Genomic DNA, 22,369 nt, shown 5'->3' with positions numbered 1-22,369 from the left:
CCCTATCGATCCCCGTCTTCCCTGAGAGAGAGCCGATGTTGCACTCGAAACCCGACACCGTGTCCGCCGTCCTCGCCAGGGGGCGGCTCGGTATCCCGTCGGTGGTGTTCTTCGTCATCGCCGCCGCCGCACCCCTCACCGTCATCGCCGGTGGCGCGACCACCGGGTACGCGGTCACCGGCGTCACCGGCATCCCCGTCGCCTACCTCCTAGTGGCGGCCGTGTTGGCGATGTTCGCGGTCGGATACGTGGCCATGTCCCGCCGCATCGTCAACGCGGGCGCCTTCTACACCTACGTCACCCGAGGACTCGGCCGCCCCGCCGGCGTCGGCGCCGCCATGGTCGCGCTGCTCGCGTACAACGCGATGCAGATCGGGTTGTACGGCGGGGCCGGCGCGGTCACCGCCGCATTCCTCAACGACCGGTACGGCTGGCAGCTCACCTGGTGGACCTGCGCCCTCGCCGTCTGGGCCATCGTCACGGTGCTCGGGGTCGCGCGGATCGACCTCAACGGCCGCGTCCTCGCCGTCGTCTTGGTCGCCGAATGCGTTGTCGCGTTGACCTTCGACGCCATCATGCTCACCCACCCCGCCGACGGGACCGTCAGCTTCGACACCCTCGCCCCGACGCACCTGGTCGCCGCCGGCATCGGCGCCGCCCTGGTCACCGCCATCACCGGGTTCGTCGGCTTCGAAGGCACCGTCGTGTTCTCCGAGGAGACCAAGGACCCGCACCGCACGATCGCACGCGCCACCTACATCGCCGTGGCCGTGACCGGTCTGCTGTACGGGCTGTCCGCGTGGGCGATGTCCGTGGCCACCGGCCCCGACCGCATCGTGGAGGCGGCCCGCACCGACGGCACTGACCTCATCTTCAACCTGGTGTCGCCGCACCTGAGCCAGAGTGTCATCACCGTCGCCCGGGTTCTGTTCATCACCAGCCTGTTCGCCGCCCTGCTGTCCTTTCACCACACCGTCGCCCGCTACCTGTTCGCCCTCGGCCGCGAACGGGTGCTGCCCGCCGTGTTCGGTCGCACCAGTCGGCGTACCGGCGCGCCCAAGGTCGGCTCCCTCGTCCAGAGCGGACTCGCCTTCGCCGTGCTGGTCGGCTACGCGCTCGCGGGGGCGGACCCGATCGTGCACCTGTTCTTCTGGATCACCGTCACCGGCGGACTCGGCGTCCTCATCCTCATGACCCTCACCTCCGCCGCCGTCATCGGCTTCTTCACCCGCACCACCCACACCGAAGGACCATGGCGGTCGGTGATCGCACCCGCAGCCGCCACGCTTGCCCTCGGCGGCATCCTCACCGTCACCCTGCGCGAGTTCGCCACCCTCCTCGGCGTAGCACCAGACTCGCCCCTGCGCTGGGCGTTTCCCACCGCCTACGCCGCCGCAGCAGTGCTTGGCATCGCCTGGGCGCTGATCCTGCGCACCACTAACCCCGATGTGTACGCGGCCATCGGCTTGGGCGCGGACAGCGACACCGGACCCCTACGCGCCTCCGCCCTCGCCCGCCAACCCGCCTGACCAGGGAGCTGCCGTGACGATCACCAACGAAAACCTGACTGTCCGCCCCGCCACCACGACGGATGCCGGCCCGTTGATCGCGGTCCTGGCTGAAGCGTTCCGGGAAGGACCCGTCGCCGACTGGCTCATCCCCGACCCCGACGATCGGGGTGCCGTCTACTACCGGTACTTCCGGGACGCGTTCCACCACGGCCTGGAGCACGGCGCGGTGTACACCACCGGCGACCAGTGCGCCGTCGCCATCTGGTATCCCCGCCTCGCACCCATCCCCGCTGACGCCCATCAGCGGCTGGAGACGCTGGAGCGCATCGCCGGGGCGTACGCACCGAAGTTCGTGCTGCTGGAAGAGATGTTCGACGCCTTCCACCCCGACGAGCCACACCACTACCTCGCCTACCTCGCCGTCGACCCCACCCGACAGAACCGCGGTCTCGGCACCGCGCTGCTCACCGACTACCACCGTCGCCTCGACGACCTTGGCCTGCCGGCGTACCTGGAAGCCACCACCATGCGTAACCGGCAGCTCTACCTACGACTCGGCTACACCGCCGGCCCCACCATGGTGCTTCCCGCACAGGGGCCGACGATCTGGCGCATGTGGCGCGGCGCACCCACCAGCGGCGGCCGGTCCCCGTTCCCACCAACCAAACCACGCCGAGGGCTGTCGTGAAGACCACCGCAGCGACCGCACCACCCATCCGACCCGCGCAGCCCGGCGACGTGGCCACCATCGCCGCGCTACTCATCGACGCCGTCGTATCCGACCCGGTCGCCGCATGGCTCGTGCCGGACCCGAGGCAACGGCAGAACATCTTCCACCGGCTGCTGGCGATGGAGGTCGACCACGCCGTCGAGTTCGGGACCGTCGACGTCACGCTTGGAGGCACCGTACGCAGCGGCCAGCGGCAACTGCATGACGGCCATCCGCGAGCTGAGCATGACGATCCGGCCACCAGAGGCGACCAGCGCGTCCACACATGCGGCGGTGACCCGCCAGGTGCCCAGCAGGTTGATGTCGAGCTGGCGGCGTACTTCCGCGCCCGGCGCCAGTTCGGCCGGGGCGGGCCCACCGATCCCGGCGTTGTTGATCAGCAGGTCGAGCCCACCGAGCTGGTCAATTGCTTCACGTACCACCGCCGGCACCGCGTCGTCGTCGGTGATGTCGCAGGCCAGGAGCCGGACCGGGTCATCGGCACGGGGGGCCAGGTCCAACCCGACGACCTGGGCCCCGAGTTCGTCCAGCCGGGCACAGATGGCCCGGCCGAACGTGCCGGAGGCACCGGTGACGAGGACACGCAATCCGCGGGGGTCTCGGGCGCTCAAACCACTGTCTCCTCGGCGGTGAAGGTGTGTCCGCCCCGGGCGAGGCGATTCCGGCCAGCCGCGATCTCTCTGGGCAGGTCGGCGACGTACCGGTCGAACATCGATAAGCCAGCACGGATCCGCTTCCCGGGCGCCGGGACACGGCACTGCTGCGGCGGCTGCTCCAGGGCGGTTCGGCGGCCACGCTGGCAGCCGCCGAGGCCGGCCTTCCGGTCACCGACGGCCTGTGGGTGCTCGTCGCCCGGCCCGGGGAGACCGCCGCCGGCATCGAACGAGCCGTGCGCGAGCACCCGCCGGCGCTGTACGCAACCGTGGACGACCTGATGGTCGGAGTTCTGACCCGGGCTCCGTCCGCCCGCCTGAAGGGAACCGGGGCCGTGGCAGGGCTCGCCGGTCCAGCCGAACCGGAGAAACTCGCACCGGTGCAACGGCTCGCCACCGCGGCCCTGACCGCCGCCGAGTCCACCGACCGCACCGGACTGATCCACATTGCCGACGTGGCCTGGCTGGCGGCATTGACCGAGCGGGCAGACCTGGCAACGGTGCTACTCGACCGCTACGCGCCCGCTTGGGCGACACTCGAACCGACTGCCGAATCGGTGGCGCACGCCGTGCTCGCCTGGCTGGAGAGCGACCGCGATGTCGACCTCGCCGCGGCGAGACTCTTCGTGCACCCCAACACGGTTCGCAATCGGGTCCGGCGCTTCGCCGCCGTCACCGGCATCGACCCGACTTCTGATCCGTAGTGCGGGTTGTGGTTGCGTCGCCCGAGCCCGGCGGGCCTGTCCACACGTCGATGGTCAGGCGCCACGGTTCGGTCGGTAGTGCACTGCCTCTCCGGTCGCGTGAGTATCGCCGCCGCCCGCCCAATACCCGATGATGAGCCACAGCTCGTAGTACAAGAGCCATTCGGTGGTCCAGGGCAGGATCGTGGTCACCAGGAGCATGTGGTGTTTCCACTCACCTGGGTAGTACAAGCACAGCTCATCGCCGGCGTAGACGTGCGGGAGCGCCTCCGCGTCTGGGTGTAACTCGAGCACGGGAGGGTCGATGACGGTGACCTTGGGACGGAGTCCGTGCCGGTAGGTCAGGTGCACGGTGTAGGTGCGGCTGGCCGGCGACGGCTGGAGCCGGACGGTGCAGGTGAGCTCGCCGCCGCGGACGGCGCCTTCGGCGTCAGGTAGCACGGTGGTGATCGCGACGAGCTGCCGGGTGAGGTTAACCGCGCGGGTGGGGATGCTGACCATGGAATGTGTGTCGTGGGACGCGCGGTCCGGACGCGGCCGTGGTGAGCAGGCCGCCGGTGGCCATGTGCAACTTGCCGGTCTTGACCTCGGTGGTCCGGCGCTCGGCGAGCCGCTGGAAGGAGCGTTGCACGGCGTCGGCGGTGAAGCTTTCCGACATCCGGGCGGCGAGGGCCGGGAGTCCCTTGTGCTGCAGATGCACGAGTTCGTCGAGCAGCACGGCGAGGTCGTTGTGCCAGCGGAGGAAGGCTTTGCGCCGCTCAGGATATTCGTTCCACTTGTCGGCGAAGTTCTCGTTCTCGTGCGCCGGGTTGGGCACCCAGAACTGGCCGTGGCGGTTCTCGACGTACGCGTTCATCCGGTCTATGACGGCGCGGGTGGCGGTGAAGAGGTCGGACTCGCCGAGGTAGGCGCGGGCGGCGAGGGTGGTGATGAGGATCGACGGGGGCCGATGGTCGGTGTCGTCGGCGAAGTACAGCATGGCGTGCCACTTGAGGATCTGCACGGCCCGCTGCAGGGTGCTGCGCACCTGCCAGTCGGGCACGTCGGCGACGTTCGCGTGCCGCTTCGCCTCGACGAGGCGGCGATCGAGCTGCGACTGCTGCTGGAACCAGGTGGCGTAGCCGATCGGGTTGGAGTGTTGCCACAGCCGCAGTTGCTTGTCGGTGAGCAGGATGCCGGTGGGCGGCAGGTCGGCGTCCGGGATGGTGGGCAGGACGTCGAGGTGGAAGCCGTCGTCGGGGTAGCTCAGGGTCCAGCAGCGGCGGGTCGACTCGCAGCTGGCGGGGCCGTCACCGTGGCCTTGGCGGTGCTTGAACCGCACGAAGGCGTGCAGCATGCGCCCGACGCGCTCTTTGAGTTCGGCCTGGGTGGTGGACTCCTTGGCGATCGGCAGCCAGCACACCAGGTCGATGTCGTACTCCCCGGTCGGGGTGTTCGGCCGCACGACGGTACCGAGCCGGAACGAGCCCTGCGGGTAGATCCGCCAGTCCGGGGTGCCGTGTTCGGCCAGCCAGGTGCCGACCTCCTCGTACTTGTCGACGGCGAGCTGGTACAGGTGCGGGGAGATGTCGAGGGTTTCGACGGCGCCGTCGAGCAGCATCGACAGCATCTCCTCCATGGTGTCCATCTGTTCCACGGTGTGCACGGGTCAGTCCTTCCGGGCCGGGTAGTGCGGGACGTACGCCGGCGCGGTGTGGTCGGCGAAGCAGCGGGTGAAGGCCGGTGACGCGTCGCGGCTGTGGTGCCCGGCGAGGCCGATCAGGGCGTCGGCGTCGACCTTGTCCAGGGCGAGCGCGCCGGTCGGCACGGTCGGGTTGAGCCGCAGGACGTTGTCCTTGCCCAGGAAGTGGCGGACCTGCTTGGCAGCGCTCTCGCTCTGGGCGCGCATGAGGACTTCGACCGCGTCGCGCGCCCAGGGGAACAGGCCGCCCCGGTCGAGGCGGCGGCTGCGGTGCCGCCGGTCAGTCGTGGTGCCGAGGCTGAACACCCGGATCTGCTCCAGCGGCACGCCGAGCGGGCCGACCGCTTCGGTCAGCGCGACCATCGCCGGGTTGTTAGCCCAGATACCACCGTCGACAAGCCGGGCACCGCCCAGCGGCATGCCGGGCAGGTAGGTCGGCGCGGCGGCGGTGGCCATGGCCACGTCGACCGCGCGCTCACGCCAGTCCCGCTTCAGCGTCGGCAGGTGCGGGGTGCGGAACAGGTAGACGTCGTCCGCGCCGATGTTGTACGAGGTGATCAGCAGCCGCTTGGCGCTCTGCCCGAAGGTGCGCTCGCCGAGGACCTCGGTCAGCGCGGTGCGCAGCGGCTCGGCGGCGTACTTGGCGCGCAGGAGGTGCCGCACGCCGCGCAACCGGCTGCGGTCGCGGAAGATGCGCGAGCCGTGGTCGGTGTAGAACTGCAGGATCTCCCGCGGGGTGAGGCCCAACCCCAAGCCCAGCGCGATGATCCCGCCGGTCGACGTTCCGGCGATCAGGTCGAAGTGGTCGACGGTGCGGATGTCGAGGTCTTCCTCGAGACGCGCCAGCACCGCGGCCGAGAACATCCCTCGCAGCCCGCCCCCGTCCAGCGACAGGATCTGGAACCGATCGCCGCTCACTGGCCGTACCCGCTCCGCCACCTGCGTGCCTCCGTCTCGGGCCGAGCCTGTTGTCGACCTTGCCCTCACGATACTTCACCGCCAGACCGTTTCATGCACCGGATAGGTCTACGAAACAGTTGCGTAGAGGCAACCCGTGCATGAAACGCTAGAGTCCGGGGTAATGGACATCTGGTTCGGCGACGACGAGACCGCCGAGTTGTGCAGCCGGGCAGCCAATCTGACGGCGCGCTGGGGGGCGGCGGGCGGGATGGCGGTCGGCCGCCGGCTCTTGCAGATCGAGGCCGCTCCGACCGTCGAGGCGCTGCGGGCGCTCCCGGGCGGCCTGTGCCGCGACGCGACGGACGACACGTGGATGATCAACGTTGGCAACGTGGCAGTCATCCGGTTCGCCCTCGACGACCGGACGTACGGCGCTGGCACCGTTCGGGTGCTCTCCGTCAGCGATCAACCAGCGGTAAGGATTCGCCGATGACAAACACCGGTAACACCCGGCGGTTCCGGCCCGACTACGCGGTCCCGCCCGGCGAGACGCTGGTCGAGGTCCTCACCGAACGCGGCATGAGCCAGGCCGACCTGGCGCGGCGGACCGGGTTGTCCACCAAGCACATCAACCAGATCGTGCTCGGCACGGCGACGCTGAGCGCCGAGACGGCCGTGAGGCTTGAACTGGTCACCGGCGTGGCCGCGCAGGTGTGGACCGGGCTGGAGGCGGCCTACCAGGTGGCGCAGACCCGGCTGGAGGAAACCACCCGGCTGCAGGCGCACGTCGACTGGCTGAACCAGCTCCCGGTCGCGGAACTCATCCGCAGAGGCTTCGTCCGCAGCGACACGTCGCCGGTCGAACGGCTGCGCGAGGTCCTTGCCTTCTTCAAGGTCGCCTCACCGGACGCGTGGCACCAGGTCTGGGCGGTACCGACCGCCTATCGGCAGTCCCGCGCCTTCGACGTCGACTACGGCGCGCTCGCCGCGTGGCTGCGCATCGGCGAGATCCGGGCCGACCGAGCCGACCTACCACCATTCGACCGCAGCCGGTTCCGTGACCACCTCCCCCGCATACGCGCCCTCACAAACATCGAGGACCCCCAGATCTGGCTGGCGCAACTCGAATCCCTGTGCGCTGACGCCGGCGTCGCACTCGTCGTCGAACGCGAGATCGTGGGCGCCCGCATCAACGGCGCCGTTCGCTGGCTTCCCAGCGAACGACCACTCATCCAGCTCAGCGTCCGGCACCGCTGGGCGGACATCTTCTGGTTTACGTTCTTCCACGAGGCAGCACACGTCCTTCTGCATGACCGCAGAAGGTTCACCATCGTTGACGGCATCGACCGCCCCGACACCGACAACGCCATGGAACTCGAAGCAGACGACTTCGCTGGCCGGGTCCTGCTACCTCGATCGTTCGACAGCCGCCTGGCCACCGTCCGTTCCCAAGCGCAGGCCGTCGCTCTAGCGAAGGAAGCCGGTGTCCATCCCGGCATCGTCGTCGGCCGCCTCCAGCACGACAAGACCATCCCGTACAGCCACTTCAACCGCCTCCGCACCCGGCTCGCGTTCACCGACGAGTAGTCCGCTCCATCGGCGCTTCCTCGACTCACCCCAAAATTCTCACCGAGCCGCCGGCCGTGGAAGGCCTCCACCGACCCGGACTTCGCCGCCGCCGGTGCCGACCGGACGTCTATCGAAATGCGCCCTGCGGGGCTTCGAACAGGTCCAAGCCCTGCACTCGCGACTCTGCCGCCACGGCGGCAGAGTCGGTGTCGCTCTTTCGGGTGATGAGCCGCTGTTCCGAACATCGCCATGCTGAGCCGCAGGACGGATCGACGAAAGGCGGCGGTCATGCGGTCGAGCAATGGTGTGATTTTCAAGCGGTGCGGGTGCCGCGACGCCAGCCGGCGACGGCTCGAGCAGTCATGCCCCGACTCGTTGAGCGCGGGCACGGATCCTGGTACTTCCAGTGCTCGGCGCCGAACCTGTTCGGCCGCTCCGAGCGGATCCGCCGAGGCGGATTCACCTCGCAGGCCGCCGCCCGCGCCGCGCGGGAGGACTGCCTGGCCGACAGTGCCGCCCGCCGCTCAGGTGACGGCTGGACGGTCGAGCGGTGGCTGCACCACTGACTCGACACCCGCACCCGGATCCGGCCGACGACTCGGCTCCCCTACACCCGCGACGTCGAACTCGTCCTGATTCCCCGACTCGGCCACTACCGACTCTCCGATCTCGACGGACCGTTGCTGCGAGCAGTGTTCGCCGAGATCGCACACACCACGAACGCGAAAGGTCGACCGCAGTCGCCGTCGGCGCTCAACCATCTGCGGACCACGCTGCGCGCAGCGTTGAAGCTGGCCGTACGCGAGGACCTGATCGAATCGAACCCGGCCCGCCAAATCGAGATCCACGACTACCGACGCCGCACGCGCTGCACTCGCCGACGACCAGCCAAATGGCGACAAAGCTTACACCCATCGGCGCGCTCGCTGCCGCTCCGCCAGCAGACTGTAGTATCAGCGCATGCGCACTCAAAGTGCGCACCGATGCGGAAAATCTGTGTCCGAGGGGGGACTTGAACCCCACGCGCCGCATCCATGCACCGAATGGGTGCTCATGCACTCAATTCACCAGTTCATGAGCTGCGCCAACTGTCCCGTCGCATCGATTCGCGATGATGGTGAAATGGCTCCTGGATTCAGTCTGCCGAGAGTCTGGCGCCGGAGGCGCCGGGGCTCGCTGACGGCACTGACGGTCGTGGCACTGCTGGTGATGATCGTGTGGTGGCTCGCTTCGAGCTGGCTGCGGCAGCATCCCGGCTGGGTGGCGGTGGAACAGGCTGGATGGGTGGCTGGGATCGTCAGCGCTGCGCTAGGCGTGGTCAGCGCGGCGGCCGCCGTTATGGCGTTGCGTGCAAGCCGGCTGACCGACCGTCCGCAACCTAGGCTCAAGAAGCTCGTACAGGTGGGACGGTTGCCGCCAGCGGCGTCCTGGCGGCAAGACCGGCGCCTGTTCGTCGACCTGCGGACGGCGGCGAAGTCGGACACTACCGAGGTCGGGGTGCGGGTTCTAGCGGGAATGGGCGGGGTGGGCAAAACCCAGCTGGCTGCCCAGCTCGTGCCCCATCTGGTTGAGCGCCGGCGGTTGCATGTCCTGGTGTGGGTGACGGCGACGAGCCAGGACGCGATCGTGACCCGATACGCCGAAGCCGCGAGCGTTCTTGGCCTTGCTGAAGCCGGGGTCTCTCCTAACGATGCGGCCATCCGCTTGTTGGCATGGTTGGCGCACACCGACCGACGGTGGCTGATCGTGTTGGACAACCTCGACAACCCGGCCGACGCCACCGGTTGGTGGCCGCCGGCGTCCGCCACCGGCTACACCGTGGTTACCAGCCGGGTCCACGAGGATGTTTGGGGCAGTGACATCCGAGCGGTGACCCCGGTCGGTCTCTTCCATCCGGACGAGGCGATCGCCTATCTGCGCAGCGCGGTCGTCGATCCCGGGAGCCGCGAAGGTGCAGCAGAGCTTGCGACTGACCTCGGCTACCTACCGATCGCCCTGGCGCAGGCTGCCGCCTACATCCGAGAACGAGGGCTCAGCTGTGCAAGCTACAGGCAAGAACTCGCCGACAGACGCATCCGCCTACGGGAGCTGCTGCCCGACTCGACGGCGCTACCGGACGAGCATGCCGCCCGCCTCGACGCAACGTGGTCGCTTTCCATCGAAGCCGTCGACCGTCTAGTGCCGGCCGGGCTTGCCACACCGATCCTGCATCTGGCCGCGCTCCTCGACCCCCACGCCATCCCCATGGATCTTTTCACCAGCAACGCGACCCTTGCCTACTTGACCAGCGCTGCTGCTCGTAGCGAGATGGTGACGCCGAACCAGGTCAGGCGGACGCTGCAACATCTGCACCGCTACCACCTCATCGAGTTTGACGTCGTCGCCGGCCTGATCAGAATGCACGCCCTGGTTCAACGTGCTACCCGCGACAACATCGACGCGGACCGTATTCAGGGAGCCGGAAACGCCGCAGCAGACGCGCTGCTTCAGACATGGCCGGATTCGGAACGCGAAAGCGATACCACAGCCGCGCTGCGCGCCAACGTCACGGCCCTCCATCACCATACGGACAGCCTGCTTTACACCTCTCGCATCCACCCCGTACTCGTGCACGCAGGCATCAGCCTCGGCGGTACGGGACTTGTTGCTGCAGCCACTGACTACTTCCGCAGCCTGTACCAGCTCGCCAGCGACCACCTCGACGGCGATCACGTCGACACTTTCACTTTGCGTCGAGAGGCGGCCCGCTGGTTGGGCCGGGCTGGCGATGCAGCCGGCGCCGCCGACGCCTATGCGGCCCTGCTCGCCGACCAACTGCGAGTGCTTGGACCTGACGATCCACTCACCCTCGTAACCCGCAACAACCTCGCTGTCTGGAGGGGCGCTGCAGGGGATGCGACGGGCGCAGCGACCGCTTTCAGTGAGCTACTCGCCGACCATGCGCGGCTTCTCGGGGATGACCACTCGCAGACCCTGACCACCCGCAACAACCTCGCCTACCAACGCGGTCAGACCGGAGACACCGTCGGCGCCGTTCAAGCCTTCGCCGAGTTGCTCGCCGATTTCCTGCGGGTTCTCGGCCCTGACCATCCCAAGACGCTGATCGCCCGCAGCAACCTCGCTCGCTTTCAAGGTCTGAGCGGTGACGTAAGCGGTGCCGTCGACGGCTTCACGCGGCTGTTGCCAGATGTGCGGCGCATCCTGGGCCCAGCTCATACCGACACTTTGGCCACGCGCGAGCAGCTCGCCTACTACCAGAGCCGGGCGGGAAATCCGACTGGCGCGACGAGTGCCCTCGCCGAAGTACTCGACGACCGGATGAGAATTCTCGGAGCGGACCACCCGCACACCCTCACCAACCGGCTCCACTTCGCCAACTGCCGAGGTGCGACCGGGGATCCTGCTGGCGCCTTCGCCGATCTCGCGGAGCTGCTGCGCGATCAGCTACGGGTCGTTGGACCCGATCATCCGGACACCCTGGTCACTCGCCGCGAAATGGCCTGTTGGCGAGAACGCGCCGGAGAGACGCGCGAAGCGGTCCGCGATCTTCAAGAGGTGGTCCAGGACATGCTGCGCGTTCTCGGGCCCTGCCACATCGAGACAGCGTCCACGCGCCGCGAGCTCACCAGGGTCCAGGCCAGAGTGGAGGATCGAGCTGGCGCTCCGGACATTCTTCCTGAGACTGACACTCACTTTGATGATGTGCATGCCGGCGGCGCTGGTGATGACTGACGACGCAGACGACGGCTGCGGCTGGTGTCATCGAGCTTCTCACGCGCCCCATAGCCGGTTTCCCAGGTCGCCATCAATTCGCTACGGCTCTCGTCGACCGCGTACCACGTCATCGCCGCCCCTTCGTCGAAAGCTCGCCGCAGCCTACCGGTGACGGCGCGGTCACCCACGGCCCCGCGTGGGTGACCGCGCCTGCCGACCCGGCCTATACGCGCTCGCCGATACCCAGTCGCGCCTGCGTCTCCTGTGCCCGCTCGGCGGCGGCGCTGGCGCCGTAGTGGCGAGGCATGTCCTCTGAGGTCCATCCGAGCAGCAGCATCAGGTCACCGGTGTCGCCGCCGGCGCGTTTCCACTCGTGGGCGAAGCTGTGCCGCCACCGGTGCGCGTGCACGTCCGCCACCCCGGCCGCGGTGCCCAACCGTTTGAGCAGGATCTTGATGCCGTTCGGAGTCAGCGCCGCGGCGCCTCGTTCGGCCAGCCACAGGTTCGGCAGGGCGGCGCCCTTGTGCTTGTCCCGGGCCCGCAGATACCGCGACAACGCCCGGGCCGTCTTGGGCCCGAACCGCACTCGCCGGTCCTTGGCGCCCTTGCCGTGGAAACGCACCGATTCCGTGTTCAGGTCGACGTCGTCGACTAGCAGGTTGCCGACCTCCGACAGGCGTGCGCCGGTGTTGCAGTACACCCGGATCAACGCCTCGTCGCGCAGGTTCGCGAAGCCTTTGCCCTTGCAGGCGTCGAGAAGCTTGCTGGTGTCCTCGTCGCGCATGACCGGGATCAGCTTGCGGGGTGTCTTCGGCTGCCGCACCCGCTGCATCGGTGACCGGTCGATGGCCTCTTCGTCGAGGAGCAGCCACTTGAAGAACTGCTGCAGTCCCTTGTGCTTGTTCACCGCCGTCGACGCGGACCTGGTCTCGATCATCCAACCCTGGAACGCCTCCACATGCGCCCGCGTCACCGCACACGGATCCTCGGCCGCGTCCCCGGCGTCCGGATCCGGCGACTGCTCCCCCAGATATCTGCCTAGCTGCGCGGCGGCGAGGAGGTAGTTGTAGCGGGTGGTCTCCGGATAGTTCCCGGCCCGCAGGGACCGGTCCCAGTCGCGGAGGAACCCGGCCCAGGTCCGGGAGAGCCCGACGGTGAGTTTCTGAAGATCCAGTAGTGGCATGACAACCTGCCCGAGTCAAGGAGTCCAACAGCGGCGTGCTAGACCAGGCATCCATGCCGAGCAATGAAAAGAGGGCTCCCGCAAGTCTCTGACCTGCGGAAACCCTCTCGCTGTCGGGACGGCCGGATTCGAACCGACGACCCCTTGACCCCCAGTCAAGTGCGCTACCAAGCTGCGCCACGTCCCGATGCCACCGCAGGGTCTCCCCGCGACAGCCGGTACAGCTTAGCGCAGGGTCTGTTCCGCTCGCACCGACCCCTCCTGACGCTCCCGGCTCGGCCGAAGTCGTCCGTCGGGCATGATCGGGGAATGTCCGGTGACGCTGGCGGCGGGCGGCGACGATGTCGACCGCCGCTGTAATCCCGTCGAGGCCCACGGCGGCGGTAGGGAGCCTGGTAATGGGACCACCCACCATCCCTAAAGCATCCTAGGAGGATGGGTGGTGGAGCTGGTGAGGGAGGATGGTGCGGGTCGGGTCAGCCGTGGGCCTTACCGCGGCCGCCGGGGCCGAGCTTCTTGCGTGGGCGTACCGAAATCTCGATCGGGCTGCCCTCGAAGCCGAACTCCTCGCGCAGCTTGCGCTCGACGAAGCGCTGGTAGCCGGCGTCCAGCGGACCGGTGGTGAAGAGCACGAAGCGTGGCGGGGCCACCCCCGCCTGGGTGGCGAACAGGACCCGTGGTGCCCGACCGCCCCGCACCGGGTGCGGGGTGGCCTGGACCAGGGCGGTCAGCCACGCGTTGAGCTGGGCGGTGGGGATCCGCGTCTCCCAGCTGGTCAGCGCCCGATGCAGGGCGGCGGCGAGCTTGTCGACCGCCCGGCCGGTCTTCGCCGACAGGTTCAGCCGGATCGCCCACGGGATGCGGCGCAGCTCCCGTTCGATCTCCTTGTCCAGGTAGTACCGGCGGTCGTCATCGACCAGGTCCCACTTGTTGAAGGCGATCACCAGGGCCCGACCGGACTCGGTGACCATGGACAGGATCCGCTGGTCCTGCTCACTGATCGGCTCGCTGGAGTCGAGCAGCACCACCGCCACCTCGGCCGCTTCGATGGCCGAGGCGGTACGCAGACTGGCGTAGTACTCGGTGCCGCTGGCCCTGCCGACCCGCTTGCGCAACCCGGCCGTGTCCACCAGATGCCAGGTGTCACCACCGATGGTGACCAGGCTGTCCACCGGGTCGACGGTGGTACCGGCGACCGCGTCGACCACTGCCCGTTCCTCGCCGGAGAAGCGGTTCAGCAGGCTGGACTTGCCGACGTTCGGTCGTCCCACCAACGCCACCCGACGCGGCCCTCGGGGGCGGTACTCCGCCACCTTCGGTGCTTCCGGCAGCGCCGCCAGGATGGCGTCGAGCAGGTCACCGGAACCTCGCCCGTGCAGTGCCGACACCGGGTGCGGTTCACCGAGGCCGAGTGACCACAGCGAGGTGGCCTCCAGCTCGATGTTGGTGTTGTCGGCCTTGTTGGCCACCAGGATCACCGGCTTGGCGCTGCGGCGCAGCATCTTCACCGCCGCCTCGTCGACGTCGGTGGCACCCACCATCGCGTCGACCACGAAGACCACCACGTCGGCGGTCGACACGGCGGTCTCGGCCTGGGCCGCGATCGCCGCGGCGCGGTCCTTGGCGTCCGGTTCCCAGCCGCCGGTGTCCACCACGGTGAACGCCCGCCCGGACCACTGCGCATCGTAGGGCACCCGGTCGCGGGTCACCCCCGGCACATCCTCCACGACCGCCTGCCGACGGCCGATGATGCGGTTCACCAGCGTGGACTTGCCCACGTTGGGGCGGCCGACCACCGCCACCACCGGCTGCGGGCCGGTCTGCTCTTCAATGTCCAGGTCCGGCTCGCGCAGTTCCATCCAGCCGTCGTCACTCACGCCACGCCTCGCTTCACTGGTCGGCGGGCGACATCGCGCGCACGAACGTTCACGCCACTGACCGTTCGGCCAGCAGGGCCCGCAGACGCGCCACGACCTCGTCGATGCCCAGCCCGGTGGTGTCGAGCACCACCGCGTCGGGCGCCTGGGCCAACGGGTCGGCCTTGCGGGTGGAGTCCAGTTGGTCACGCCGGGCCAGGTCGGCGGCGGTGGCCGTCACGTCGGAGGCGTTCTCGGCGCTGCGCCGCGCGGCGCGCGCCGCCGCCGAGGCGGTCAGGTACACCTTCAGGTCGGCGTCGGGCGCCACCACGGAACCGATGTCACGTCCCTCGACCACGATCCGGTCCGCCTTGGCGATCATGTCTCGCTGGCGAGCCACCAGCAGCGCACGGACCGCCGGCACGGCAGCCACCGCCGAGACGGCGGCGGTCACCTCCGGGCCACGGATGTCGGTCTCGACGTTCACCCCGTCGACCGTCACGCCGTACCCGGCGGGGTCGGTGCCGATGAGCAGATCCACCTCGCCGGCGACCTTCGCCACCGCCTGCGCGTCGGTCAGGTCGACGCCGGAGCGCAGCACCGCCCAGGTGATCGCCCGGTACATGGCGCCGGTGTCGAGATAACGCCCGCGCAGACTCGTGGCGAGCCGCCGGGAGACGGTGGACTTACCCGAACCGGACGGCCCGTCCACAGCGACCACGCAGCGTCCGGCCGGCACGTTTTCCTCCACCGTTGTCCTCCTCAGCCCGTACCTCACGATCCGTCAACGCAGACCGCGAGCGGTTGACCCACCCAAGTCCAATCATGCCCGGCGTCGTGGAGCACCGCCGGCCGGGCCGTCAGGCAGCCTACCCTCAGCCGTACCCGCCGCTGCCGCCTCAGTCACCCACGGCCTTGAACAGGGCGGCGACCTCCGCGTTGGTCAGCCTCCGGGTCCGCCCGGCGCGCAGGTCGCCGAGCCGGATCGGCCCGATGGAGGTACGCACCAGCCGGCTCACCGGGTGGCCGACCTCCGCGAGCAGCCGGCGTACGATGTGTTTGCGACCTTCGTGCAGGGTCAGCTCGACCTGGGCGGTACGCCCCAGACTGTCCACCACCCGGAAAGCGTTGACGGTCACCGGGCCGTCCTCCAACTCCACCCCGGCCGCCAACCGCTTGCCGAGATTGCGCGGGATCGGGCCGGACACCTCACACAGGTAGGTTTTCGGCACCCCGAAGGAGGGGTGCATCAGCCGGTGCGCGAGGTTGCCGTCGTTGGTGAGCAGCAGCAGGCCCTCGCTGTCCGCATCGAGCCGCCCGACGTGGTAGACGCGCTGCTCGACCCGGTTGCCGAGGAAGTCGGCCAGTGCGGTACGCCCCTTCTCGTCCGCCATGGTGGACACCACTCCGCGTGGCTTGTTCATCGCCAGATACACCAGCCGGGTGTCGGCTGCCAGCCGCTCGCCGTCGACGTGGATGACCGCCGTGGTCGGGTCGACCTTGTCGCCGAGCTGCGCCACCCGCCCGTTGACCGTCACCCGCCGCCGGAAGATCAGGTCCTCGCAGGCACGCCGGGAGCCGACACCGGCGGCGGCGAGCACCTTCTGGAGGCGTTCCGGGCCGGTGTAGACGGGGGCGTCGGGGCGGGGGGTGCGATTATCGCGCGGCATCGGCAAGCTCTTCTACGTCGTCGGGGAGGAATGGGGCCAGGGGCGGCAGGTCGTCGAGGCTGTTCAGGCCGAGTTTCTCCAGGAACATGATGCTCGTTCGGTACAGGTAGGCCCCGCTGTCGGACTCGGTGCCGCACTCTTCGATCAGGCCGCGAGAAACCAGGGTACGGATCACGCCGTCACAGTTGACACCACGGATGGCGGAGATACGCGACCGGGTCACCGGCTGCTTGTACGCCACCACGGCCAAGGTCTCCAGCGCAGCCTGGGTCAGCCGGACCGACTGCCCGTCGAGAACGAACCGTTCGACGTAGCTGGCGTATTCCGGGCGGGTGTACAGCCGCCACCCGCCCGCCGCCCGGCGCAGTTCGAAGCCGTGGCCGGCCGAGGTGAACCCGGCGGCGATCTCGTCCAGCATCGGGCCGATCCGCTCGGCGGGCTGCTCCAGCACCTGGGCGAGGACCAACTCGCTCACCGGTTCGTCGACCACCAGCAGGATCGCCTCCAGCGCGCCGCGCAACTCCGCGTCGTCGAGTTCCGGCGGCGGCTGCGGAGCCACCCGCCCCCGCCCACCACCCCGCCCCCGCCCCGCTCCCGCGCCCTCCCCCGCTCCCGCTCCCGCTCCCGCTCCCGCGACGTTTTCCCCCGCAACGCCCTCCCCCGCAACCTTCTCCCCCGCCCCGGCCCCCGCCCCCGCTTCCGCTTCCGCTTCCGCCTCCGCCTCGATCTTGGACGGAAGCGGCCCCTGGAGGGGCACTCGCGCACCAAGATCTGCGGAGTCGGTTGAGGAGTCAGCGGGGATGGTCGGGGTGGGGGTGAGGGCGGTGGGGTCGGTCGGGTTGGGATCGGTGGAGTCGGTCGGGGTGGGGGTGTGGGCGGTGGGGTCGGTCGGGTTGGGGGCGGTGGTGTCTGTGGAGTCGGTGGGGGTGGGGACGGGGCGTTGCCATGGGGGGACCCAGGCGGCGGCCTGCTCGGCCAGGGACTCCGCCCGCTCGTCGTTGCTCATCCAGCTTGCTCCTCGATCGTTCCCGTCGGGTCAGCCTCGTCGACACCCGCACCGGCACCGACCGCGTCAGCCTCGACACCGACACCGACACCGGCACCAGCACCAGCACCGACGGGCACCGCAGCGCCACCGCCGGCACCCTCGGCCGCAGCGCCAGCGCCGGCCGCAGCGCCAGCGTCGGCACCGACGGGCACCGCAGCGCCACCGCCGGCAGCGTCGGCCGCAGCGCCACCGCCGGCACCCTCGGCCGCAGCGCCACCGCCGGCACCGACGGCACCGTCGGCCGTAGCGGCGTCGGTACCGGTGCCGGCACTGCCGGGACTCCTCTGCGTCGAACTGCCGTCCGCCGGCGGCTCGGGCGGTGTGCCGGCGTACTCGTCGATGGTCAGGGCCGGACCGGCGTCGGCCGGGCCGGTCCAGCGGACGGTCAGCTCCTCCAACGCCTGTTCCTGGACGAATGCCACCACACCCTGCCGGTACAGCTCCAGCAGGGCGAGGAACCGGGCGACCACCTCCAGGGTGGCCTCGCAGTCGGCGCAGAGCAGCGTGAAGCTGGCGGTGCCGGCCCGACGCAGCCGTTCGGCGATGATGCCGGCGTGTTCCCGGACACTGACCCGGACCATGTGCACGTGGGCGACGGACACCTCGGGCACCGGCTTCGGGGTCATCGCCCGAACCGCCAGCTTCAGCAGCCGTTGCGGACCGATGCCGAGTACCAGGTCGGGCAGTGCCTCGGCGTAGCGGGGTTCGAGTGTCACCGCGCGCGGGTAGCGCCGCCCGCCGACCTCCTCCAGTGCGGCGATGTGCGCCGCCGCCTCCTTGTACGCCTTGTACTGCAGCAGTCGGGCGAAGAGCAGGTCCCGCGCCTCCAGCAGGGCCAGATCCTCCGGGTTCTCGACCTCGGCGGCGGGCAGCAGCCGGGCGGCCTTCAGGTCGAGCAGGGTCGCGGCGATCAGCAGGAACTCACTGGCCTCGTCCAGGTCCCAGTCGTCGCCCATGGCCCGGATGTAGGCGATGAACTCGTCGGTCACCTGGTGCAGGGCGACCTCGGTGACGTCGAGCTTGTGCTTGCCGATCAACTGCAGCAGCAGATCGAACGGGCCGGTGAAGTTGGCCAGCCGCACGGTGAAGCCGGTGCCGTCCGTCGGCTCGGCCGCCTCCGCCGACACGACGTCGGCCACCGGATCCGCGCTGCCCGTCGGCTCGACAGCGGAGACCGACGCGGAGGGGTCAGCCACCACGGGCGGCGGATCCGCCGCGGCGGTCGGGTCGAGGGGCGGGGCGCTCACGCCGACGACGGTAGTCCACGGTCGGGACACCTCGCTTCAGCGCCTCCTACCGCTCGGCCTGCGCGGCGATCACCTCGCGGGCCAGCTGACGATAGTTGCGGGCACCCGAGGAGGCCGGGTCGAGCGTGGTGATGGGCGAGCCGGCGACGGTGGACTCGGGGAACTTCACCGTCTTGGTGATCACCGTCTGGTAGACCTTGTCGCCGAACGCCTCCACCACCCGCTGGAGCACCTGACGGCAGTGCGTGGTGCGGCTGTCGTACATGGTGGCGAGAATGCCCTCGAGTTCCAGGTCGAAGTTCAGCCGCTCGCGCACCTTGTCGATGGTGTCCAGCAGCAGTGCCACGCCACGCAGACTGAAGAACTCGCACTCCAGCGGGATGAGCACTCCGTGCGCAACGGTCAACGCGTTGATCGCCAGCAGACCCAGCGACGGCTGGCAGTCGATCAGGACGTAGTCGTACTCCTTGCGGACGCTCTTGAGCACCCGGGCCAGGGCCATCTCACGGGCGACCTCGTTGACCAGCTGAATCTCGGCGGCGGAGAGGTCGATGTTGGCCGGCAGCAGGTGCAGCCCCGCCACGTCGGTCTTGATGAGCACGTCCTCGGCGGTGACATCGTCCTGCATCAGCAGGTTGTAGACCGACAGGTCGAGGTTGTGCGGGTTGACCCCCAGCCCGACGGAGAGGGCACCCTGCGGGTCGAAGTCGACCAGCAGCACCTTGCGACCGTACTCGGCGAGCGCGGCACCGAGGTTGATGGTCGTGGTCGTCTTACCGACCCCGCCTTTCTGGTTGGCCATCGCGATGATGCGGGCCGGACCGTGCCGGTCGGTCGGCATCGGCTCGGGGATCGGCTTACGCATGGTGTAGGCAGCCGGATCGGCCGGGCCCAGATCCGAGCCGAGGGCGTTCTGCTGCTCGCGGAGCTCCGACGTCCAGGTCTCGGCACGGTCACCGTTGCCAGCCATGTCCTTCGTTGCCCCCTTCCGACGACCATCCGGCGTCGGAGCCGCCGGCGTCCTTGCGGCGCCGCTGGCACCCCGGCGATTCCTCCGCGAGGACGCGCCGATGCCGACTGTACGCCACCGGCCAGCAGGCCGTTCGGACCCGCTCGGCGTGTCGGCCGGCGGCAACGGCCACTGCCAGGTCATGCCGCCATCCCACCGGCCGGATCAGGTTGTCACCGAACCGTCACCCGGCGGGTCAGGTACGGCCGGTGACGGTCGACGGTCAGTTCCGGGCGCGCGGATGCGCGGTGGCGTAGATCTCGCGCAGTCGTTCGACGGTGACCAGGGTGTAGACCTGGGTGGTGGTCACCGAGGCGTGCCCGAGCAGTTCCTGCACCACCCGCACGTCGGCCCCGCCGTCGAGCAGGTGGGTGGCGTACGAGTGACGCAACGTGTGCGGGGACACGGCCTGTGGGCCATCGACGGTCAGCCCGGCCCGTTCGGCGGCGCGACGCAGGATCGTCCAGGCGCCCTGCCGGGTCAGCGGGCCACCCCGGGCGTTGAGGAAGATCGCCGGGGTGCCCCGGCCGGCGGCGGCCAGCCCCGGACGGGCGCGCACCAGGTACGCACCGAGTGCCCGCAGCGCGTACCCGCCGATCGGCACCAGGCGGGTCCGACCGCCCTTGCCGCGCAGCACCGCCACCCCGTCGTCGAGGTCCACGTCGTCCACGGCGGTGCCGACGGCCTCGGAGATGCGTGCCCCGGTGCCGTACAGGAATTCCAGCAGCGCCCGGTTGCGCAGCGTCAACGGCGCGGCGTCTCCGGCCGCGTCGACCGCTCCGGCGGTCTCCAACAGGGCGACCACGTCGTCGACCGGCAGCGCCCGGGGCAACCGTCGGGGCGCGGCGGGGGGCCGCACGTCGCGGCTCGGGTCGGCAGCGGCCAGGCCCTCGCGCAGCGCGAACCGGTGCAGTCCGCGTACCGCGCTGGCGGCGCGGGCGGCCGAGGAGACCGCGAGGGGCGGGTGCCCGTCGGCGCCGGCACGCAGCCGGGCCAGGTGGCGTTCGATCTCGCCGGCGGACACCGCCGACAGGTCGCTCACCCCGGCGTCGGCCAACGAACCGAGGTAGCGGTCCAGGTCCCGGCGGTAGGAGGCCAGCGTGTTCGCGGCGAGTCCACGTTCGACGGTGAGGTGGTCCAGATAGCCGCGGACGGCACGGCGCAGGGCCGGCGCGGGCTGGTCGCCCCCGCCGGCCTCGTCCGGGTTCAGCCGTTCGTCGGTCAGGCCAGCACCTCGGCCAACGGCTGGGTGGACAGGCCGTGCGCGTCGGCGACCGGACCATAGACGACCTGGCCGTCGTGGGTGTTCAGACCCAACGCCAGCGCCGGGTCGCGGCGCGACGCCTCGCGCCAGCCGTGGTTGGCCAGTTCGAGGGCGTACGGCAGGGTGACGTTGGTCAGCGCGTAGGTGCTGGTGTTCGGCACCGCGCCGGGCATGTTCGCCACGCAGTAGAAGATCGAGTCGTGCACCCGGTAGACCGGGTCGGCGTGGGTGGTGGGCCGCGAGTCCTCGAAACAGCCGCCCTGGTCGATGGCGATGTCGACGAGCACGCTGCCCGGCTTCATCCGGGAGACCAGCTCGTTCGAGATCAGCTTCGGTGCCTTCGCACCCGGCACCAGCACCGCGCCGATGACCAGGTCGGCGTCCAGGACCGCCCGCTCGATCTCGTACGCGTTGGAGACGACGGTCTGCAGGTGCCCCCGGTAGATGGCGTCGGCCTGCCGCAACCGGCCGACGTTCATGTCCAGCAGCAGCACCTCGGACTGCAGGCCGAGGGCGATCGCGGCGGCGTTCATGCCGGAGACGCCCGCGCCGATGACCACGGTCTTGGCCGCGTAGACGCCGGAGACGCCGCCGGGCAGCACCCCCCGGCCACCACCGGTACGCATCAGGTGGAAGGCGCCGACCTGCGGGGCGAGTCGACCGGCCACCTCGGACATCGGGGCGAGCAGCGGCAGCGACCGGTCCGGCAGCTCGACGGTCTCGTAGGCGATGCCGGTCACCTTCCGGTCGAGCAGCGCCTGGGTGCAGTCCCGGGAGGCGGCCAGGTGCAGGTAGGTGAAGAGCACCTGCCCCTCGCGCATCCGGTGGTACTCCTCGGCCACCGGCTCCTTGACCTTGAGAACCAGGTCGGCGGCGTCCCAGACCTCGTCGGCGCTCTCCAGGATCTTGGCTCCGGCGGCGGCGAACTCCTCGTCGGTGATGCTCGACCCGATCCCGGCGCCGGCCTCAATGAAGACCTGGTGTCCACTGCGGGTGAACTCGTTGACGCCTGCGGGCGTGATCGCCACCCGGTACTCGTGGTTCTTGACCTCGCGTGGGATGCCGACCTTCACGATGCAGACCTCTCTCCGCCGGACCGCTGCCCCGACCATGCGGAGTGTGGTGGCCCCTTTGCCGCCACAGACAACCGTCCCGTGGGCGGCAGTTTAAGCGGGCCGATCCGGCACCGGAGCTTGCACTGTGACACCTGCTGGTCGTGGACGTTGACGAAGTGTCAGGTGTAGGCGCGCCCCTCGGTGGAGTGTCACCTCAGCCGTCAGGACAGGGTTCGGCGTCATCGTCCCACTTCGGGCATGCCGGTAACGCAGGCCATCGCGTGGATCACTATTGTGTCGCCTCATGACCTATCCCCCTCAGCCCGGGTATCCCCAGGGCGTTTCCGACAAGAGCAAGATCGTCGCGGGTGTGCTGCAGATCCTGCTGGGCGGCTTCGGCGTCGGCCGGTTCTACATGGGCGACACCAAGACGGGCGTCATCCAGCTCATCGTCACCCTGGTGACCTGCGGTATCGGCAGCCTCTGGGGCCTCATCGACGGCATCCTGATCCTGGTCAACGGTGGCGTCGACGCACATGGGCGACCGTTGCGCGACTGATCACTGACATCACGCA

Annotated in this window: 20 protein-coding genes, 1 tRNA gene and 1 pseudogene; 8 read left to right on the top strand and 14 right to left on the bottom strand. The window is 69.5% G+C overall.

All coding sequences use genetic code 11. The annotated features are described in order from the left end of the window. Positions 1-35 precede the first annotated feature (35 nt). On the top strand, positions 36-1,529 hold the full coding sequence (locus tag Vlu01_RS17380) for an APC family permease (protein ID WP_204000575.1): 1,494 nt from the start codon (positions 36-38) through the stop codon (positions 1,527-1,529). Between the two features lie 13 nt (positions 1,530-1,542). Continuing rightward, a complete protein-coding gene (locus tag Vlu01_RS17375; RefSeq protein ID WP_204000571.1) occupies positions 1,543-2,199 on the top strand; it encodes a GNAT family N-acetyltransferase in 657 nt (218 codons plus the stop codon). Between the two features lie 68 nt (positions 2,200-2,267). Here Vlu01_RS17375 and Vlu01_RS17370 read toward each other — a convergent pair whose 3' ends face one another. After that, entirely contained in the window at positions 2,268-2,852 is a 585-nt protein-coding gene (locus tag Vlu01_RS17370) for an SDR family NAD(P)-dependent oxidoreductase (RefSeq protein WP_239095956.1), read from the bottom strand. A 230-nt stretch (positions 2,853-3,082) separates the two neighbouring features. Here Vlu01_RS17370 and Vlu01_RS17365 point away from each other — a divergent pair, with 230 nt between their 5' ends. Continuing rightward, complete coding sequence (locus tag Vlu01_RS17365; protein WP_239095955.1) at positions 3,083-3,598, top strand: helix-turn-helix domain-containing protein; 516 nt, start codon at positions 3,083-3,085, stop codon at positions 3,596-3,598. Positions 3,599-3,652: 54 nt separating this feature from the next. Here the strand turns inward: Vlu01_RS17365 and Vlu01_RS17360 are convergent, their stop codons facing one another. Genes Vlu01_RS17360 through Vlu01_RS17350 form a run of 3 tightly spaced genes read right to left on the bottom strand, consistent with a single transcriptional unit; the run spans position 3,653 to position 6,197 of the window. Continuing rightward, positions 3,653-4,099 carry a type II CBASS E2 protein gene (locus tag Vlu01_RS17360; protein ID WP_204000561.1) on the bottom strand — a complete coding sequence of 149 codons (447 nt, stop codon included), beginning with the start codon at positions 4,097-4,099 and terminating at the stop codon, positions 3,653-3,655. Next, positions 4,071-5,243 carry a nucleotidyltransferase domain-containing protein gene (locus tag Vlu01_RS17355; RefSeq protein WP_204000557.1) on the bottom strand — a complete coding sequence of 391 codons (1,173 nt, stop codon included), beginning with the start codon at positions 5,241-5,243 and terminating at the stop codon, positions 4,071-4,073. The genes Vlu01_RS17360 and Vlu01_RS17355 overlap by 29 nt, the downstream gene beginning before the upstream one ends. Positions 5,244-5,246: 3 nt before the next feature. Continuing rightward, positions 5,247-6,197, bottom strand: a complete 951-nt coding sequence (locus Vlu01_RS17350) for a CBASS cGAMP-activated phospholipase (protein WP_204000555.1) — start codon at positions 6,195-6,197, stop codon at positions 5,247-5,249. Positions 6,198-6,360: 163 nt separating this feature from the next. On the opposite strand from Vlu01_RS17350, the gene Vlu01_RS17345 reads away from it, so the two are divergent. From Vlu01_RS17345 to fxsT, 4 genes are all read left to right on the top strand, one after another. Then, positions 6,361-6,672 carry a hypothetical protein gene (locus Vlu01_RS17345; protein ID WP_204000553.1) on the top strand — a complete coding sequence of 104 codons (312 nt, stop codon included), beginning with the start codon at positions 6,361-6,363 and terminating at the stop codon, positions 6,670-6,672. Then, positions 6,669-7,766 carry a HigA family addiction module antitoxin gene (locus Vlu01_RS17340; RefSeq protein ID WP_204000551.1) on the top strand — a complete coding sequence of 366 codons (1,098 nt, stop codon included), beginning with the start codon at positions 6,669-6,671 and terminating at the stop codon, positions 7,764-7,766. Before Vlu01_RS17345 ends, Vlu01_RS17340 begins: the two co-directional genes overlap by 4 nt. Before the next feature lie 344 nt (positions 7,767-8,110). Next, positions 8,111-8,314, top strand: a complete 204-nt coding sequence (locus Vlu01_RS17335; RefSeq protein WP_204000549.1) for a hypothetical protein — start codon at positions 8,111-8,113, stop codon at positions 8,312-8,314. 628 nt (positions 8,315-8,942) lie between these two features. Then, positions 8,943-11,480 (top strand): FxSxx-COOH system tetratricopeptide repeat protein, encoded by a 2,538-nt coding sequence (fxsT, locus tag Vlu01_RS17330; RefSeq protein WP_204000547.1) that lies wholly within the window; start codon positions 8,943-8,945, stop codon positions 11,478-11,480. A gap of 205 nt (positions 11,481-11,685) precedes the next feature. Here the strand turns inward: fxsT and Vlu01_RS17325 are convergent, their stop codons facing one another. The 10 genes and pseudogenes from Vlu01_RS17325 to ald all read right to left on the bottom strand — a co-directional run bounded on the left by Vlu01_RS17325 (position 11,686) and on the right by ald (position 21,812). Further along, complete coding sequence (locus tag Vlu01_RS17325; protein ID WP_204000544.1) at positions 11,686-12,645, bottom strand: tyrosine-type recombinase/integrase; 960 nt, start codon at positions 12,643-12,645, stop codon at positions 11,686-11,688. A gap of 113 nt (positions 12,646-12,758) precedes the next feature. Next, a tRNA-Pro gene (locus Vlu01_RS17320) sits at positions 12,759-12,832 on the bottom strand. A 289-nt stretch (positions 12,833-13,121) separates the two neighbouring features. Continuing rightward, positions 13,122-14,504: a ribosome biogenesis GTPase Der gene (der, locus tag Vlu01_RS17315; RefSeq protein WP_373307423.1), complete on the bottom strand. Its 1,383-nt coding sequence runs from the start codon at positions 14,502-14,504 to the stop codon at positions 13,122-13,124. Positions 14,505-14,571: 67 nt separating this feature from the next. After that, positions 14,572-15,252: a (d)CMP kinase gene (cmk, locus tag Vlu01_RS17310; protein WP_204000539.1), complete on the bottom strand. Its 681-nt coding sequence runs from the start codon at positions 15,250-15,252 to the stop codon at positions 14,572-14,574. A gap of 148 nt (positions 15,253-15,400) precedes the next feature. Then, the gene (locus Vlu01_RS17305; RefSeq protein WP_204000536.1) at positions 15,401-16,171 is read right to left on the bottom strand and encodes a pseudouridine synthase; all 771 of its coding nucleotides are present in this window, start codon (positions 16,169-16,171) and stop codon (positions 15,401-15,403) included. Further along, positions 16,158-17,177: an SMC-Scp complex subunit ScpB gene (gene scpB, locus Vlu01_RS17300; protein WP_204000532.1), complete on the bottom strand. Its 1,020-nt coding sequence runs from the start codon at positions 17,175-17,177 to the stop codon at positions 16,158-16,160. The genes Vlu01_RS17305 and scpB overlap by 14 nt, the downstream gene beginning before the upstream one ends. Before the next feature lie 361 nt (positions 17,178-17,538). After that, positions 17,539-18,358, bottom strand: a pseudogene (locus Vlu01_RS17295) (segregation and condensation protein A); the annotation flags it as partial. Between the two features lie 154 nt (positions 18,359-18,512). After that, complete coding sequence (locus Vlu01_RS17290) at positions 18,513-19,436, bottom strand: ParA family protein (protein WP_204000529.1); 924 nt, start codon at positions 19,434-19,436, stop codon at positions 18,513-18,515. A 262-nt stretch (positions 19,437-19,698) separates the two neighbouring features. Beyond that, positions 19,699-20,685, bottom strand: a complete 987-nt coding sequence (locus Vlu01_RS17285) for a site-specific tyrosine recombinase XerD (RefSeq protein ID WP_204000692.1) — start codon at positions 20,683-20,685, stop codon at positions 19,699-19,701. Positions 20,686-20,696: 11 nt separating this feature from the next. Then, positions 20,697-21,812 carry an alanine dehydrogenase gene (gene ald, locus Vlu01_RS17280; protein WP_204000527.1) on the bottom strand — a complete coding sequence of 372 codons (1,116 nt, stop codon included), beginning with the start codon at positions 21,810-21,812 and terminating at the stop codon, positions 20,697-20,699. Between the two features lie 286 nt (positions 21,813-22,098). Here ald and Vlu01_RS17275 point away from each other — a divergent pair, with 286 nt between their 5' ends. Continuing rightward, complete coding sequence (locus Vlu01_RS17275) at positions 22,099-22,353, top strand: TM2 domain-containing protein (protein WP_204000524.1); 255 nt, start codon at positions 22,099-22,101, stop codon at positions 22,351-22,353. Positions 22,354-22,369 lie beyond the last annotated feature (16 nt).

The sequence above is a fragment of the Micromonospora lutea genome (genome assembly GCF_016863535.1).
GTDB lineage: Bacteria > Actinomycetota > Actinomycetes > Mycobacteriales > Micromonosporaceae > Micromonospora > Micromonospora lutea.
Note: the sequence above shows the minus strand (reverse complement) of the source record. Positions and strands in the feature narration are given on the sequence as shown.

What these genes read in the sequence shown, in the direction of transcription:
- Vlu01_RS17380 (WP_204000575.1), top strand. Translation starts at nt 36, where the DNA reads ATGTTGCACTCGAAACCCGACACCGTGTCCGCCGTCCTCGCCAGGGGG.
- Vlu01_RS17360 (WP_204000561.1), bottom strand. Translation starts at nt 4,099, where the DNA reads ATGGTCAGCATCCCCACCCGCGCGGTTAACCTCACCCGGCAGCTCGTC.
- Vlu01_RS17345 (WP_204000553.1), top strand. Translation starts at nt 6,361, where the DNA reads ATGGACATCTGGTTCGGCGACGACGAGACCGCCGAGTTGTGCAGCCGG.
- Vlu01_RS17340 (WP_204000551.1), top strand. Translation starts at nt 6,669, where the DNA reads ATGACAAACACCGGTAACACCCGGCGGTTCCGGCCCGACTACGCGGTC.
- Vlu01_RS17335 (WP_204000549.1), top strand. Translation starts at nt 8,111, where the DNA reads ATGCCCCGACTCGTTGAGCGCGGGCACGGATCCTGGTACTTCCAGTGC.
- Vlu01_RS17325 (WP_204000544.1), bottom strand. Translation starts at nt 12,645, where the DNA reads ATGCCACTACTGGATCTTCAGAAACTCACCGTCGGGCTCTCCCGGACC.
- der (WP_373307423.1), bottom strand. Translation starts at nt 14,504, where the DNA reads ATGGAACTGCGCGAGCCGGACCTGGACATTGAAGAGCAGACCGGCCCG.
- Vlu01_RS17305 (WP_204000536.1), bottom strand. Translation starts at nt 16,171, where the DNA reads ATGCCGCGCGATAATCGCACCCCCCGCCCCGACGCCCCCGTCTACACC.
- scpB (WP_204000532.1), bottom strand. Translation starts at nt 17,177, where the DNA reads ATGAGCAACGACGAGCGGGCGGAGTCCCTGGCCGAGCAGGCCGCCGCC.
- Vlu01_RS17290 (WP_204000529.1), bottom strand. Translation starts at nt 19,436, where the DNA reads ATGGCTGGCAACGGTGACCGTGCCGAGACCTGGACGTCGGAGCTCCGC.
- Vlu01_RS17275 (WP_204000524.1), top strand. Translation starts at nt 22,099, where the DNA reads ATGACCTATCCCCCTCAGCCCGGGTATCCCCAGGGCGTTTCCGACAAG.